At 69.9% G+C, this 14,564-nt stretch carries 16 protein-coding genes; 7 read left to right on the top strand and 9 right to left on the bottom strand.

Annotated elements, in window-relative coordinates; all coding sequences use genetic code 11:
* Positions 1-58: 58 nt before the first annotated feature.
* Positions 59-631, bottom strand: a complete 573-nt coding sequence (locus NQ152_RS03165; protein ID WP_257522987.1) for a cysteine hydrolase family protein — start codon at positions 629-631, stop codon at positions 59-61.
* Positions 632-821: 190 nt separating this feature from the next.
* Positions 822-1,757, bottom strand: a complete 936-nt coding sequence (locus NQ152_RS03170; RefSeq protein WP_257503353.1) for a DMT family transporter — start codon at positions 1,755-1,757, stop codon at positions 822-824.
* A gap of 39 nt (positions 1,758-1,796) precedes the next feature.
* On the opposite strand from NQ152_RS03170, the gene NQ152_RS03175 reads away from it, so the two are divergent.
* A complete protein-coding gene (locus tag NQ152_RS03175; RefSeq protein WP_257503354.1) occupies positions 1,797-2,297 on the top strand; it encodes a MarR family winged helix-turn-helix transcriptional regulator in 501 nt (166 codons plus the stop codon).
* Between the two features lie 6 nt (positions 2,298-2,303).
* On the opposite strand, the gene NQ152_RS03180 is transcribed toward NQ152_RS03175, so the two are convergent.
* The 3 genes from NQ152_RS03180 to NQ152_RS03190 all read right to left on the bottom strand — a co-directional run bounded on the left by NQ152_RS03180 (position 2,304) and on the right by NQ152_RS03190 (position 4,990).
* Positions 2,304-2,801 (bottom strand): HNH endonuclease, encoded by a 498-nt coding sequence (locus NQ152_RS03180; RefSeq protein ID WP_257503355.1) that lies wholly within the window; start codon positions 2,799-2,801, stop codon positions 2,304-2,306.
* 331 nt (positions 2,802-3,132) lie between these two features.
* Positions 3,133-4,032, bottom strand: coding sequence for a M23 family metallopeptidase (locus NQ152_RS03185; RefSeq protein ID WP_257503356.1), 900 nt, complete (start codon positions 4,030-4,032; stop codon positions 3,133-3,135).
* A gap of 256 nt (positions 4,033-4,288) precedes the next feature.
* Entirely contained in the window at positions 4,289-4,990 is a 702-nt protein-coding gene (locus NQ152_RS03190; protein WP_257503357.1) for a metal-dependent transcriptional regulator, read from the bottom strand.
* Positions 4,991-5,201: 211 nt separating this feature from the next.
* On the opposite strand from NQ152_RS03190, the gene serC reads away from it, so the two are divergent.
* Entirely contained in the window at positions 5,202-6,317 is a 1,116-nt protein-coding gene (serC, locus tag NQ152_RS03195; protein ID WP_257503358.1) for a phosphoserine transaminase, read from the top strand.
* A gap of 166 nt (positions 6,318-6,483) precedes the next feature.
* On the opposite strand, the gene NQ152_RS03200 is transcribed toward serC, so the two are convergent.
* Both NQ152_RS03200 and NQ152_RS03205 read right to left on the bottom strand, forming a co-directional pair.
* Positions 6,484-7,161, bottom strand: coding sequence for a DUF3027 domain-containing protein (locus tag NQ152_RS03200; protein ID WP_257503359.1), 678 nt, complete (start codon positions 7,159-7,161; stop codon positions 6,484-6,486).
* A complete protein-coding gene (locus NQ152_RS03205) occupies positions 7,145-7,528 on the bottom strand; it encodes a cold-shock protein (RefSeq protein ID WP_257503360.1) in 384 nt (127 codons plus the stop codon). Before NQ152_RS03205 ends, NQ152_RS03200 begins: the two co-directional genes overlap by 17 nt.
* 109 nt (positions 7,529-7,637) lie before the next feature.
* On the opposite strand from NQ152_RS03205, the gene NQ152_RS03210 reads away from it, so the two are divergent.
* The 3 genes from NQ152_RS03210 to NQ152_RS03220 all read left to right on the top strand — a co-directional run bounded on the left by NQ152_RS03210 (position 7,638) and on the right by NQ152_RS03220 (position 11,343).
* Positions 7,638-7,907, top strand: coding sequence for a multidrug ABC transporter ATPase (locus tag NQ152_RS03210; RefSeq protein ID WP_257503361.1), 270 nt, complete (start codon positions 7,638-7,640; stop codon positions 7,905-7,907).
* Positions 7,908-9,641: a helicase-associated domain-containing protein gene (locus NQ152_RS03215; protein ID WP_257503362.1), complete on the top strand. Its 1,734-nt coding sequence runs from the start codon at positions 7,908-7,910 to the stop codon at positions 9,639-9,641. It begins immediately after the preceding gene.
* 61 nt (positions 9,642-9,702) lie between these two features.
* Positions 9,703-11,343 carry a DNA repair helicase XPB gene (locus NQ152_RS03220; protein ID WP_257503363.1) on the top strand — a complete coding sequence of 547 codons (1,641 nt, stop codon included), beginning with the start codon at positions 9,703-9,705 and terminating at the stop codon, positions 11,341-11,343.
* Between the two features lies 1 nt (position 11,344).
* On the opposite strand, the gene NQ152_RS03225 is transcribed toward NQ152_RS03220, so the two are convergent.
* Positions 11,345-12,232: an alpha/beta fold hydrolase gene (locus NQ152_RS03225; protein ID WP_257503364.1), complete on the bottom strand. Its 888-nt coding sequence runs from the start codon at positions 12,230-12,232 to the stop codon at positions 11,345-11,347.
* Positions 12,233-12,306: 74 nt separating this feature from the next.
* Here NQ152_RS03225 and NQ152_RS03230 point away from each other — a divergent pair, with 74 nt between their 5' ends.
* Positions 12,307-12,855: a TetR family transcriptional regulator gene (locus tag NQ152_RS03230; RefSeq protein ID WP_257522988.1), complete on the top strand. Its 549-nt coding sequence runs from the start codon at positions 12,307-12,309 to the stop codon at positions 12,853-12,855.
* Here the strand turns inward: NQ152_RS03230 and NQ152_RS03235 are convergent.
* A complete protein-coding gene (locus NQ152_RS03235) occupies positions 12,848-13,579 on the bottom strand; it encodes a pyrimidine reductase family protein (RefSeq protein ID WP_257522989.1) in 732 nt (243 codons plus the stop codon). The genes NQ152_RS03230 and NQ152_RS03235 overlap by 8 nt on opposite strands.
* 286 nt (positions 13,580-13,865) lie before the next feature.
* Here NQ152_RS03235 and NQ152_RS03240 point away from each other — a divergent pair, with 286 nt between their 5' ends.
* Complete coding sequence (locus tag NQ152_RS03240) at positions 13,866-14,558, top strand: response regulator transcription factor (protein ID WP_257503367.1); 693 nt, start codon at positions 13,866-13,868, stop codon at positions 14,556-14,558.
* The last annotated feature ends 6 nt before the right edge of the window (positions 14,559-14,564 follow it).

Here is a 14,564-nt window from a genome sequence, read left to right on the forward strand (position 1 = left end):
CAATGTCGTGAGGAACGCTACCGCCGCCTTCCGACATCGAAAGCGGGCGAACCGTGCATTATGTTCGATTATCGCCGATCAGCTCGGCGGTGGTCGCGATCTTCGCGAACCCGCCCGCCTGCAGGTCCAGCGCGGTGGTGGCCATGAGCTCGGCAGCCGTCCGGGTCACGACGCCCAGGCCAGCGACATCCGCTCGCAGGTCGAACGTCCGGGTGGCATCCACCACCACGGTCACGTCGTAGCCGAGGTTGCCGGCCATGCGCGCGGTCGTCTCCACACACATGTTGGTCTGGATGCCGCAGATCACCAGCTCGCGGATCGCCTGTGCGCCCAGCCACGCCTGCAGGTCGGGTTCGCCGTAGAACGCCGAGTTGACGCTCTTGGCCACCGACAGCGCCGGCTCGACCCGCGCCACCGGGTCAACCAGGGCGTTGCCGGGGCTGCCCGGATGCAGCGGCGAGAGCGGCGAGGTCGAATCGTGGCGCACCACCACGATCGGATCCCCCGCGCCCGTCCACGCGTCGATCAGTGCGGCGACGTTGGCCTCGCAGTCCGGGTTGGTCGTGGCGCCCCAGAAGTCCAGGTCGTCGAAGGCGCGTTGCATGTCGATCACGAGAAGAGCCCGGGTCATGACACCCATCCCATCACGCCCCGCCCCGCCCCGCGAGCGTCGCAGCTCCCGCTCCGCCGCCCACCGATCCGCGCGGCATCCCCTTACCCCCGCTCACCTGTCACGACACGCCGACACGCCCCGCACTTCGCGACAGGCGAGCGGAGGGAGCAAAGGCAGCTACCGGCGAGAGCCAAGGCAGCGAGCGCGGCTACCGGCGAGGAGTCGCGAGCGCGATGGGCGCCGTCGCGAGCGACTGGGCGACCAGCGGCGCAGGCCGGATACGCCGGCGAACGGGCGGCAACGAGCCGAGCACGATGCCGCCGAGCACGAGTACGAGGCCGACGCCCTGGGCGAGGCCGAAGACTTCGCCGGCCAGCGCCACGCCGAGTACGACTCCGGTGACCGGGTTCAGCAGTCCCACCACGCCGACCACGCCGGCCGGCAGACGGCGCAGTCCGGTGAACCAGGCGACGTAGGCCACGGCCGTGGCGATCACCGCAAGGTACGCGAAACCCGCCGCGGACGAGAGGGTCAGCGTGGGCGGGGGGCCCTCGAAGGCGATGGCGAACGGGATGAGCAGCGCGGAGCCGCCCACCAACTGCCAGGACGCCATCGTCACGGCGGGAACCGCTGAGCCCCAGCGCGCGGTGAGGATGTAGCCGAAGGAGGATGCGAGCATCGCACCGAGCGACGCGGCCACACCCCACGGGTCAACCGGACCCCCGCCCAGCCCGAGCATGACGGCCACTCCGGCCAGCCCCACCGCGGCGCCGATCAGCGCGATCAGCCGGGGACGCTGGCGCAGCATCGCCCAGGCCAGCAGCGTCATCACGACCGCGGATATCGACATCAGCGTCGCGGCCAGGCTGGACGGCAGTCGCTGACCGGCGATGTAGATCAGCACGAAGAAGCCGCCCATGTTCAACGCGCCCAGGATCATCGACCGCCACCACCACGCCCCGGTGGGCAGGCGGCGCGCGATCAGCAGCAGGATGAGCCCGGCCGGAAGCGCGCGCAGCAGTCCGCCCCACAGCGGCGACTCGGGCGGCAGCAGCTGGCGGGTCACCACGTAGCTGCTCCCCCAGGCGATCGGCGCGAACGCCGTCACCAGCATCCAGCCGATCCGCGCGAATTTATTTTCCACGGAAGAGAGTTTATCTTACTGGCAAGATATCCTTCCCCTATGGATGCCGCCCCCGACCGCGTCGCACGAATCCAGGCCGAGTGGCGGCGGGAACGCCCCGACCTCGATCCGTCCCCGCAGGGCGTGATCGGGCGCCTGCACCGGCTCGCCCGCATCCTCACCGACGAACTGGCGGCGGTGTACTCCCGCTACGGCCTGACCGAGGCGGACTTCGACGTGCTGGCGGCGCTCCGCCGCTCGGGCACTCCCTATGCGCGCCGTGCCGGAGACCTGGCCGATCACACCATGATCACCAGCGGCGGTCTGACCAAGCGGGTGGACCGGCTGGTGGAGCGCGGCCTCGTGGAGCGCCGGGCCGGATCCGTCGACGCACGGCAGCGCATCATCGCCCTGACCCCCGACGGGGTCGAGGCGATCGACGCCGCGTTCACCGCCCACATGGCCAACGAGCACCGCCTGCTCGACGGGATCGGCCACGCAGACGCGGCCCGGCTCGAACGGCTGCTGGAGCGCTGGCTGCGGGTGCTCGGTGACGACTGAGCGGCCTCAGGCGGCCAGGGCGAGGTAGGGCTCCCAGCACGGATCCGTACGATCCGTGCCGCGCACCGTCCACTGCACTCCGCGCGGCGGTCGCGGGGTGATCAGCAGGTCCCACCGCATCTCCTGCGGCGTGCGATCGCCCTTGAGGTTGTTGCAACGCAGGCAACAGGCCACGAGGTTCTCCCACGAGTCGGCACCGCCCCGGGATCTCGGCAGGATGTGGTCGATGGTGGATGCCGCTTTGCCGCAGTATCCGCAGCGGTGCGCGTCTCGGCGCAACACTCCCCGTCTGGTGACCGGGACGTGCCCGCCACCGGGTACCCGCACGTAGCGGGTGAGCAGGATCACTGCGGGGCGGTCGTAGCGGCCCCGCGCACCCCAGACGGGATCACCGTCGACATGCTCGACGACCACGGCTTTCTCGTTCATCACGAGCACGAGCGCCCGTTTGAACGACACGACGGCGAGCGGTTCGTAGCCCGCGTTGAGCACCAGAGTGCGCATTCCTCATCCTCTCGAACGGCCGGGACGGCTTCCCGGTGATTCGACTTACGGAGACGTTTCGAGGTGCGCAGGGGCATGAAAAAAGACGCTGTCTACAGACAGCGCCTCGGCGCCACGGCAGAGCCGCGGCAGTGAATCGTGCAATGCCGAAGGACATGGCGTCCAATCGCATCCATGGTTCGGATGCGTGGTGTGCGGTCCATCGGCGCCCTCCGCTTCTTTCAGCGTCGGGTTTCAGGCTAACGCACGCCCAACGCGGCGGGGTCGCAGGAGCGGATGAACGCGTCGGGGCGTGTCGGGGAACGCGGGGCTCGGCGCGGGCCGAGCGGGCTCAGCCGGCGTTGGCCTGAAGCCACGCCCACGGGTCGACGACGCCGCCGTTGATGTGCACCTCGAAGTGGAGGTGGTTGGCGGTGGAGCTGCCCGTGCTGCCGACCAGGCCGATGATCTGACCGGCCTGGACGTACTGTCCCGCCGATACCTGACGGCTGCCGTAGGTCATGTGGCCGTACAGCGTGTTGACCGACTGTCCGCCGATGACGTGATCGATCGTGACGGCGACACCGTAGCCGCCATAGCTCTCCTGCGAGACGCTGACCACGCCTGCGGCGGCGGCGTAGATGGGCGTGCCGCCCGCTGCGAGCAGGTCGACTCCCTGGTGATAGCCGGAATCCCACAGTCCACGACCGAGGGTGAAGTTCAGGAGGGGCCAGCGCACTTCGCCGCTACCGGGCGAGACGAGGGCGATGTTGACCGGGAGTCCGGCCGACACGGTCGAGGTCAGACGCGCGCGGGCCGCGGCGGCCGCAGCGGCGGCCTCTTCGGCCTTGCGCTGATCGATCTCCTCCTGCGTCGTCGCCGAATAGCTCTCGCGGGCGAGCGCTGCTCCGGTGGAGTCCGAGGCGACCAGCAGAGACTGGGCGTCGTCGGCGGCGACCTGCTGCAGGGTGACCGCCTCGGCCTCGGGGCGCCAGGAGCCGTAGGCGGGGAGGGCAACGGTGGCGATCAGCCCGCCGACCATGCTGAGGATCACCAGACTGCGCAGGGGTCCGGCCTTCTTGCCGGAGGCGCGACCCGCAGGTGCCGTTCGAGCGGCTCGCTGCTTCTTCGGGCGGCGGGCCGCCGCTGTCTTGGTTCCCGGCAGTGCGCCGGTTCGTCCGCGGTCGCGTCGCGTGAGACTGGTCTCTGCGCGCTGGGGGTCGCTCGCGGGCGAGTGTATTTCTTCAGCCAATAGTTCCTCCGGCGCCTCCGCACCATAAAGGCACTGGCTCGTCAGCATTCGATGTCGGGGCACGATGCGGGTGAGACCACGCGGACGACGAGCCGGGGAGGCAATCCGTGTGGCGTCCGACGGCGGGCTTCTCGCCTGTGGACTCCCCCACGCTACCTGAAGGTAACGAATATGTCACGCTGCGGAACTGGCAAGGTTCTGGGCGTGTGCAACCGCTCCCAAAGCCCTCATCCGGCCGGCGGAACGGCCACCGACCTCAGCGGGGGTCGTCGACGAGGAAGATGTGCGAGGCGACCTCGACGGGCAGTTCCAGACCTTCGTCGCTGCCGTCCATCTGCACCAGCACGTACCCCTCGCTGTACCGGTAGTCGCCGGTCGCACCGGGAAGGACGCCGGCCGCCTTCAGCTGCTGGAGCAGTTCGGGGTCGACCTGCACCGGCTCGGCCAGGCGGCGGACGGTGCCGGTGATCGGTCCGCCCTCGGCATTGAGCCGCCGCACCAGACCGATGACACCCTGCTCGAAGGTCTTGGCCGGCACATCGCCGAGCTGGTCCAGGCCTGGGATCGGGTTGCCGTAGGGAGATTCGGTGGGGTGGCCGAGCAGCTCGACCAGGCGACGCTCGACCTGCTCGCTCATGACGTGCTCCCAGCGACAGGCCTCTTCGTGCACGTAGGCCCAGTCCAGTCCGATCACATCCGACAGGAGCCGCTCGGCGAGGCGGTGCTTGCGCATGACGTCCACGGCCTTCTGCCGTCCGCTGTCGGTCAGCTCGAGTGTGCGGTCCTCGGAGACGACGACCAGCCCGTCGCGCTCCATACGCCCCACGGTCTGCGACACGGTGGGACCCGAGTGACCGAGTCGCTCGGAGATGCGCGCACGAAGGGGAACGATGTTCTCCTCCTCGAGCTCGAGGATCGTGCGCAGATACATCTCTGTCGTGTCGATCAGGTCGGTCATCATGCCTCGCAGACGCGGAAATAGGGCAAGACCAGCCTATCCAGTCCTGCGCAGGTCACGGCCGACGGCGGCGCGGCCGCGCGGAGCGTCCGTCGGCTCCTCGCGGTCGGAGCCCGGAGTCGGGCCGTGATCGCAACCGGGACAGGGCCTCACACGTCCCGGAACGACACGGCGACAAAGGCGGCGGTGCTCTCGACCATAGAATCGGAGGATGCCCCACCTCGTGATTCCGAGCGATCTGCTGCCCGCCGACGGACGATTCGGCTGCGGCCCTTCCAAGGTGCGCGGTGCGCAGCTGGAGGGCCTGCTCACCCGCGGGGCGGCCCTGCTGGGGACCTCGCACCGTCAGGCGCCGGTGAAGAACCTGGTCGGCGCCGTCCGTTCGCACCTCGCGGATCTGTTCCGCGTGCCGGAGGGCTACGAGGTCATCGCCGGCAACGGCGGTTCGACAGCGTTCTGGGATGCCGCGGCCTTCGGCCTGATCGAGCGCCGCAGCCAGAACCTGGTGTTCGGCGAATTCGGCGGCAAGTTCGCCGCCGCCGCGAAGGCTCCGTGGCTGGAGGCGCCGGATGTCCGCACCGTGCCGGCCGGCACCCGCTCTACAGCCGAGCCGGTAAGCGGCATCGATGTGTACGCGTGGCCGCACAATGAGACCTCGACCGGCGTCGCCGCGCCCATCGCGCGGGTCGCCGGCGACGAGGGCGCGCTGACGGTCATCGACGCCACGAGCGCCGCGGGCGGCATCGACTTCGCGGCCGGCGAGGCGGATGTCTACTACTTCGCCCCGCAGAAGAACCTCGGCTCCGACGGCGGCCTCTGGTTCGCGGTCGTCTCCCCCGCCGCGATCGAGCGGATCGAGCGGATCGCGGCATCCGGCCGGTACATCCCGGAGTTCCTCAGCCTGAAGAACGCGCTGGACAACTCCCGCCTGAACCAGACTCTGAACACGCCGGCGCTGACCACCCTGTTCCTGCTGGACGAGCAGTTGCAGTGGATCCTCGATAACGGCGGGCTCACCTGGGCGGACCAGCGGACCCACGAGTCATCGAAGGCACTGTACGACTGGGCAGAGGCATCTGAGGTGGCGACCCCCTTCGTGGCCGATCCGGCGGATCGCTCGCCGGTGGTCGTCACGATCGACTTCGACGACTCGGTGGATGCCGCAGCCATCGCGGCCACCCTGCGCGCGAACGGCATTGTCGACACCGAGCCCTACCGCAAGCTGGGCCGCAACCAGCTGCGCGTGGCCACGTTCGTCTCGATCGAGCCCGACGATGTCCGGCAGCTGATCCGCTGCATCGACTTCGTGCTTGACGCGGTTCGTTGACGCGGTTCGGGTCAATGCGAAGCGTTGACGCGAACCGGGTCAAGGTCGAGTAGGGCGCACCGCGCCCGTATCGAGACCTCTCCTGACGAGCCGAACCCGTGGTCGCGCAAGGCCCCGGCGGTCGGGCAGGGCGCAACGCGCGCCGTACCCCGAGCCGCCTACCGCCTCACGACCGCGAGCGGTTCAGCTTCGCGAATTCCGCATCCGACTCGTCGTCGTCGTCGTCATCATCCTCGTCCGAGTCGTCCTCGTCCGAGTCGTCCTCGTCATCCGAGTCCTCGTCCTCATCCGAGTCGTCGTCATCCGAGTCGTCCTCGTCATCCGAGTCGTCGTCGTCATCCGAGTCGTCCTCGTCATCGGCGAGTTCGTCGATGTCGACGCCGTCCACGTCCCCAGAATGCAGGATGGGCGAGCCGTCGTTGTCGAAGTCCGACGCATCGAGGTCGTCGACGTCGTCGAGATCGTCTTCGTCATCTTCGTCGGCGACGACGAGGTCGTCCGTGGCCAGGCCCTGGGCGGCCAGCGCAGCCTGCGTCGCCTGGTACTCGGCGAGGCGCTCCGCCCACGGCAGCCAATCCGGTGCGACCAGCGCGCCCTCGCCGGGAGTCAGCTCGACTTCGAGCACCGTCGGTGCGGAGTCCTCGACCTGCGCCAGGCTCACCGTCCAGAACCAGCCCGGGTATCCCTGCATGCGGTTATCGAAGCGCAGCGTGAGGACGCCGTCCTCGTGGACGGTGCTTTGGGCCAGCTCTCCGATGGTCGAGGCGGGCGTGATCTCACGCAGCGCGGCGAGCGCCAGCTCGCGTGCCGTCGTCTCGTCGATCGGCTCAGGCGTCAAGCTCATCGGCGACCTTGCGGAGCACGGCCGCGACCTTCTTCGCGTGGGAGCCGCTGGGGTAGCGACCGCGACGCAGATCGCCGCCGATGCCGTCCAACAGCTTCACGAGATCCTCGACGATGATCGCCATGTCGTCCGCGGGCTTTCGCGCCCGCTTCGCCAGACTCGGCGGGGCCTCCAGGACACGCACGGACAGCGCCTGCAGTCCGCGCTTGCCGTCGGCCACGCCGAACTCCAGCCGGGTGCCCGCTTTCGGTGCCGGTACGCCGGCGGGAAGGGCGGTGGCATGCAGGAAGACGTCCTGGCCATCATCGGACGCGATGAAGCCGAACCCCTTCTCCTCGTCGTAGAACCTGACCTTGCCGGTGGGCATGGAAACCTCGCTGTGTCGTGCGCCCTCGTGCGATGGGCATGGCGGAACCCGAGCCGATCGGCCCTGCCCACAGCCTACGGCACGCCCGACACCCGATAGGCTGACTCCAATGAGTACGAGCACCCCAGGCGGGGACATCCCGATTCGCCGCCTCGACCGCATTCTGGCCTATATGTCGCTGGGTCTGGCGGTCCTGTCGATCGGCTGCTTCTTCGCGGTCATCATCGCGCGACCGGCAGGCGTGACCGACTTCACCGAGGGCGTCTGGCCCGTGGTGGCCCTGCTCCCGCTGATCGCCCTTCCCGTCGCGTTTCTCATGATCGTGGCGCTGCTGATCATGACCTTCGTGCGAAGGGCGCGAGCCAACCGAGGGAACTGAATGGTCTCTGACGAGCGGGCACTCGCCATCCGCCTCGCGTCCACCGACGACGATGCTCTGGCTCGCACGTTCGCCGAGCGCGGTGTGGCACCGGCGGCGTCATGGCACGACTTCTTCGACGCGGCCGCGGGGATGCTGGATTCCACGTCCCTGGAGCGCGCCATCGCCCGGCTCCCCCGCACGGCGCTGGTATCGCTCGCCGAAGCCCTCGAGGGCACACCGGTGGACGCGCACGAGGAGGAGCCGCTGAAGTCCTTGGCCCTCGTCGGCGAGAACGCCGTCCCCTACGGCGCGGTCACCGCGCGGGTGCGGGCGCTGGCAGCGGCGCGTCCTGACGCGTTCGTGGCCGAGCCCGAGCACGACCTTGCCCGTGCCGACCCCGCCGATGCCGCAGCGGCGGCTGAGCGCGCGTTCACAACGGTGGGCATCCTCGCGGACGTCCTGCTCGCGGGACTGCACACGCCGCTGGCTCGCACCGGCACCGGTGCCGTGAGCGCCGTCGATCGCCGGCGGCTGACGGATGCCGGTGTCCTGGGCTCCGCAGAGGACATCGACGACCTGGTCGCCGCCGCCGAGGCGGGCGGCCTGGTGGTGCCGGTCGGCCGCGAGTGGGTCGTCACCGACGCCGGAACCGAGTGGCTCGAGGCGACGACCACTCGCCGCTGGTCGATCGTCGCAGTCGGACTGCGCGAGGCGCTTCCCCCCGGCCTGCGCACCCCGGAGGGCGGGTTCCGACCTCCGGACACGTGGTCGGCCGCCTACCCGCTGCACACCGAGTGGACCGAGCGCGCAGCGCGGCTGCGTCGCATCGCCGAGATGTGGGGTCTGATCACGCCGGCCGGCACCGAGCTGGCATGGACGTCCTCCCTGCGCGCCGGTGCAGACCCCGACACCGAGACGCTCGCTGAGCACCTCCCGGCCGAGATCGACCGGGTCTATCTGCAGGCGGATCTGACCGCGATCGCCCCGGGTCCGCTGGCACCCGCGCTGGACCTGCGCCTGCGCACCATCGCCGTCCGGGAATCCCGCGCCCAGGCATCCACGTACCGGTTCAGCACCGAATCGCTCGGCGCCGGCATGACCGAGGGTGAGACGGCGGAGTCCATCCGCTCCTTCCTGCGCGAGATCTCGCTGACCGGCATCCCACAGCCTCTGGACTACCTCATCGACAGCACGGCTGCGCGGCACGGGCTGATCCGGGTGCGCACCGACGCGGCATCCGGCCGCACCCGCCTGGAAGCCACCGACCCGAGCCTGCGCGACACGATCCTGGTCGACCAGGCGCTGCGGCCACTCGGCTTCGTGCGGGACGGTCACGAGCTCACCTCACGGGCCGCCCGCGACTCGGTGTACTGGTCGCTCGCGGACGCTCGCTATCCGGTGGTCGCCCTGGACGGCGAGGGTGCCCCGGAATCGCTGCATCGCCGCGCGCGCGCCGCGCAGGCGGCGGCACAGGCGGCACCGCGCGACGTGTACGCACGACTGATCGGCGCCCTCCGCGCCGGACACGAGACCGACGCGGACGCCGCGTGGCTGGGCCGCGAACTGGAGCAGGCGGTCCGCCTGAAAACCGCGATCATCGTGGTGGTGCGGATGCCGGACGGCACCGAGCGCTCACTCACGCTCGAGGCCTCCGGGCTGGGCGGCGGCCGCCTGCGCGGTCGCGATCGCGGGGCCGACGTGGAGCGCACCCTTCCGGTCTCGAGCATCGTCAGCGTGCGCCCCGCACCCTGAGCCCCTTTCCCGCACACCACCGCGAGCCGATGGCACCGCTGCCCGGCTAGAATCGATCCTTATGGCTGACGGCCCCCTCATCGTGCAGAGCGACCGCACTGTGCTTCTCGAAGTCGCGCACCCGGACGCGGAATCGGCGCGCCACGAGCTCGCCATCTTCGCGGAGCTCGAGCGCGCGCCCGAGCACATCCACACCTACCGCATCACCAGGCTGGGCCTGTGGAATGCCCGCGCCGCCGGCCATGACGCCGAGGACATGCTGGACACGCTGGAGCGCTGGTCGCGTTTTCCGGTGCCGCCATCGGTGTCCATCGACATCCGCGAGACCGTGGGACGCTACGGGCGTCTGACGATCGAACGCGACGAGGACGGCCGGCTGCTGCTGACCGCGACCGACACGGCGGTCCTGACCGAAGTGTCGCGCAACAAGCGCATTCAGCCCCTGCTGATCGGTCGCCCCTCGCCGGAGTCGTTCGTGATCGACGCCTGGGCGCGCGGGCAGATCAAACAGGAGCTGCTGAAGATCGGCTGGCCGGCCGAGGACCTCGCCGGCTACACGCCCGGCACGCCCCACCCGATCGAGCTCGATGAGAGCGGCTGGTCGCTGCGCCCGTACCAGCGTCAGGCCGTCGACATCTTCACCGAGGGAGGATCCGGCGTCGTCGTGCTCCCCTGCGGTGCCGGCAAGACGCTGGTCGGCGCCGCCGCGATGGCCGACACGAAGACGACGACGCTGATCCTGGTGACCAACACGGTCAGCGCGCGCCAGTGGCGCGACGAGCTGCTCAAGCGCACCTCCCTGACCGCGGAGGAGATCGGCGAGTACTCCGGGCAGATGAAGGAGATCAAGCCGGTCACCATCGCCACGTACCAGATCCTCACCGCCAAGCGGTCCGGGCAGTACGCGCACCTCGCTCTGCTGGACGCGCTGGACTGGGGCCTGATCGTCTACGACGAGGTCCACCTGCTGCCCGCGCCCGTCTTCAAGCTGACCGCCGACCTGCAGGCGCGCCGCCGGCTCGGGCTGACCGCGACACTCGTGCGAGAGGACGGACGCGAGGGCGATGTGTTCAGTCTGATCGGGCCGAAGCGGTTCGATGCCCCATGGAAGGAGATCGAGGCGCAGGGCTTCATCTCCCCCGCCGCGTGCTACGAGGTCCGCGTGGATCTGCCCGCCGTCGACCGCCTCGAGTACGCAGCGGCCGCCGACGACGAGCGCTACCGGCTCGCCGCCACCGCACACGCCAAGATCGGCGTGGTCCGCCAGCTCGTGGAGCGGCACGCCGGAGAGCGGATCCTCGTCATCGGGCAGTATCTGGATCAGATCGACATCCTCGCCGAGGCCCTCGACGCCCCGCAGATCACCGGCGCGACGCCGGTCGACGAGCGGGAGCGGCTCTACGGCGCGTTCCGCGAAGGGGAGATCACGCTGCTGGTGGTCTCGAAGGTCGCCAACTTCTCGATCGACCTGCCTGAAGCATCCGTCGCCATCCAGGTCTCCGGCTCGTTCGGGTCACGCCAAGAGGAGGCGCAGCGGCTCGGACGCCTGCTGCGGCCGAAGGAGTCCGGTCGCACCGCGAGCTTCTACACCCTGATCGCGCGGGACACGGTCGACCAGGACTTCGCGCAGAACCGCCAGCGCTTCCTGGCCGAGCAGGGCTACAGCTACACGATTCTGGACGCGCACGCGATCGCGGCCTGACTCACCCGGCCCCGGTCAGCCCTGCGAACCGGGCGATGCGACGTGCGACCTCGGCGGGCTGTTCGTCCACCAGGAAGTGCCCGGCCGCGGCGACCTCTTCGACGCGCACGTCCGCTGCGTACTTCTCCACGCCCGCCAGGGCGTCCCTGCGCAGAATCCGGTCCTGCTCCCCCAGCAGCACAAGGGTGGGCATCGCCGGCAGCCGGGTGCGGTACCTGCCCAGCACGATGCGCAGGAACAGCGGAAGCACGAGCTGCCGGTACACGCGTGACCCGGCCCAGGCCCGGTCGGGGTCGCGGAGGGCGGCGAGATAGTCCTCGACATCGACTGCCTGCACTCCACCCGCCGGACCCGCGAACGCCGAGAACAGCCACCGCGGCAGCCGCTGCCCACCGCCGCTGAGCAGTCGGGGGCCCAGCCCGGGCGTGGCGAGCGCGTACTGGAACCACAGGTGCTTCGCGCTGCCCAGCATCGACCCGGTCATGCGCAGGTACAAGGGCGGCACCGCGAGCACGACCAGGCGCGAGACGCGCTCCGGGCTCCGGACCGCCAGCGACAACGCCGTCAGCGCCCCGATGTCGTGGCCGACCACGACGGCGCGATCGATCCCGAGCGCATCCAGCAGCGCCACCGCGTCCTCGCTCAGCGCGTCCGGGCCGTACGATCCGCGCGGGGCATCGGTCCGACCCGACCCGCGCAGGTCCGGCGCGATGACGCGACCCAGCGGCGCGAGGTGCGGCACGGTGCCCACCCACTCGCGAGAGCTCTGCGGAAAGCCGTGTAGCAGCAAGAGGGGCGTTCCGGCACCCGCCTCTCTCACGTGCACGTTCAGCCCCCGCACCGGCACGGTTCGTTCGAGGATGGCCGCGGTATCCCTCTGCTCGCCCATGGCAGCGAGAATACTACTTCCGTAGTGACGTGTCACTACTTTTGTAGTGGGGATGCCGCACCTAAAGTGAGCGGGTGAGCAGGACACGAGAGCAAGCCCTGAACGCGGCCGTCGCGCTCATCGGCGACCAGGGCATCCGGGCGCTGACCCACGCGCGCGTGGACGAGCGGGCCGGACTGCCCAAAGGATCGACCTCTAACTGGTTCCGCACCCGGGATGCCCTGCTCGCGGGCGTGATCGCCTGGATCGCGGAGAGCGAGCGCAAAGACTTCGCCCAGGCGGCGGCCGACCCGATCGACACACCGGAGCGGCTCATCGACGCCTTCACCGGCATGATCGGGGCGGAGACCGGGCGCTTCGCCGGCCGGACGCGGGCGCGGTACGCGCTGTTCCTGGAGGCGGGCACCGGCCGGGGCCTGCTGGCCCCACTGCTCGCGCAGCGCGCGGCGTTCCACGAGTGGATCCGTGCGCTCCTGACCGCCATCGGCACGGCCGACCCCGGGGAATCCACTCGCGCGCTGATGGCCGGTCTGGAAGGCGTCGTGCTGCACCGCCTGACCGTGGACCCGGATGCCGAGATCCGCCCCCTCGTCAGCCGGATCGTGCGCGGGGCGATCAGCTGAGATCGCCCTCGCCGCCGGCAACGCTCGCATAGCGCAGCAGCACGAACCCCTCCGCGTCGGCGAGGACGGACAGTAGGCGCAGCCGCGCCGCCGCCTCATCGGCACCGCGCAGGATGCGGCCGGCGTCGCCTCCGACCAGGCGCGGGGCGAGGGTGAGGCAGACCTCGTCCACGAGCCGGTCCTCGTACAGCGCGCCGAACAGATGCGGGCCGCCTTCGCAGAGCACCTGCCGCAGTCCCCGCTCAGCGAGCGCGTCGCGCATCGCCGGCAGATCCACCGATGTCTCGCCGCAGACGAGCACGTCGGCGACCTCCTCCAGCGCCCGGCGCCGTGCGGCGTCCGCGTCCGCGCAGGTGACCACCAGCGGGCGGGCCACCGCCTCGGCGAAGAAGGGATGCTGCGGCGCGATCTCCAGCCCGCGGGACACCAGCGCCAGCCGGGGCTGGTCCGGCAAGCCCTGCGACGTGCGCCACGCGGCATCCGCGCCCCCCACCCCGGTGCCACCGTATCCCTCCGCTCGGACCGTGCCGGCGCCGACCACGATCACATCCGCCATCGCACGCAGGATCTGCATCAGGGCCCGGTCGGTGACTCCGCCCAGCTCTGCGCTGCCGCCGTGCACGGTCGCGGCGCCGTCCACGCTGGCGATGAAGTTCATGCGGATCCGCGGTGTCTCCCGATCGGGCAGCCGGTACGCCGCGAGCAGCTCCTCACGCGAGGGCATCGCGATCCCCCGCCGGAACGCCGTGCAGCACACGCACCGGCCGCCGCCGGCCGATGATGACGATGTGAGACATGCTCTCTCCTCGGTCTTGATCACGACGCGCTCGAACGGTGGCAGCGTGGGTGGACCCTCATGAGACGGGGGCGCAACGTGGTGGCGCGCACCCTTCCGCCCGACCTTAGAGGGTCCCCTCGGGAAGCTCCACGACCCGCCGGCGGCGCGCTGCCCGACCCGCCTGCACGCGCGCTTCGCACGCATTCACCCCCGACAAGGCAATAATGAGGGCATGACCGCACCGCGCATCCTGGTCGTCGACGACGAACCGAACATCCGCGACCTGCTTATCACGAGCCTCAGGTTCGCCGGATTCCAGGTCAGGGCCGTCTCCAACGGCGCCCAGACCATCTCGGCCGTCCTGGAGGAGGAACCAGACCTCATCATCCTCGACGTCATGCTTCCGGACATGAACGGGTTCAGCGTCACCAAACGGCTCCGCGGCGCCGGATATACCGCCCCGATCCTCTTCCTCACCGCCAAGGACGAGACGGAGGACAAGATCACCGGCCTGAACGCGGGCGGCGACGACTACGTCACCAAGCCGTTCAGCCTGGACGAGATCGTCGCGCGCATTCAGGCGATTCTGCGCCGCACGATGCAGGCCGATGAGGAATCGGTCATCCGCGCCGGCGAGCTGACGATGGACCAGGACACCCACGACGTGCTGGTCGGAGACGTCTCGATCGACCTGAGCCCGACCGAGTTCAAACTGCTGCGCTACCTGATGCTCAACCCCAATCGCGTGCTGTCGAAAGCGCAGATCCTCGATCACGTGTGGGAGTACGACTTCAACGGGGATGCCGGAATCGTGGAGAGCTACATCTCCTACCTGCGGCGCAAGATCGATCCGCACTCCAGCGAACCCCTCATCCAGACCAAGCGCGGCTTCGGGTACATGCTCAAAGCCGGCAAGACCGCCTGACGCGGT

This window comes from Microbacterium sp. zg.B48, assembly GCF_024623505.1.
Lineage (GTDB): Bacteria > Actinomycetota > Actinomycetes > Actinomycetales > Microbacteriaceae > Microbacterium.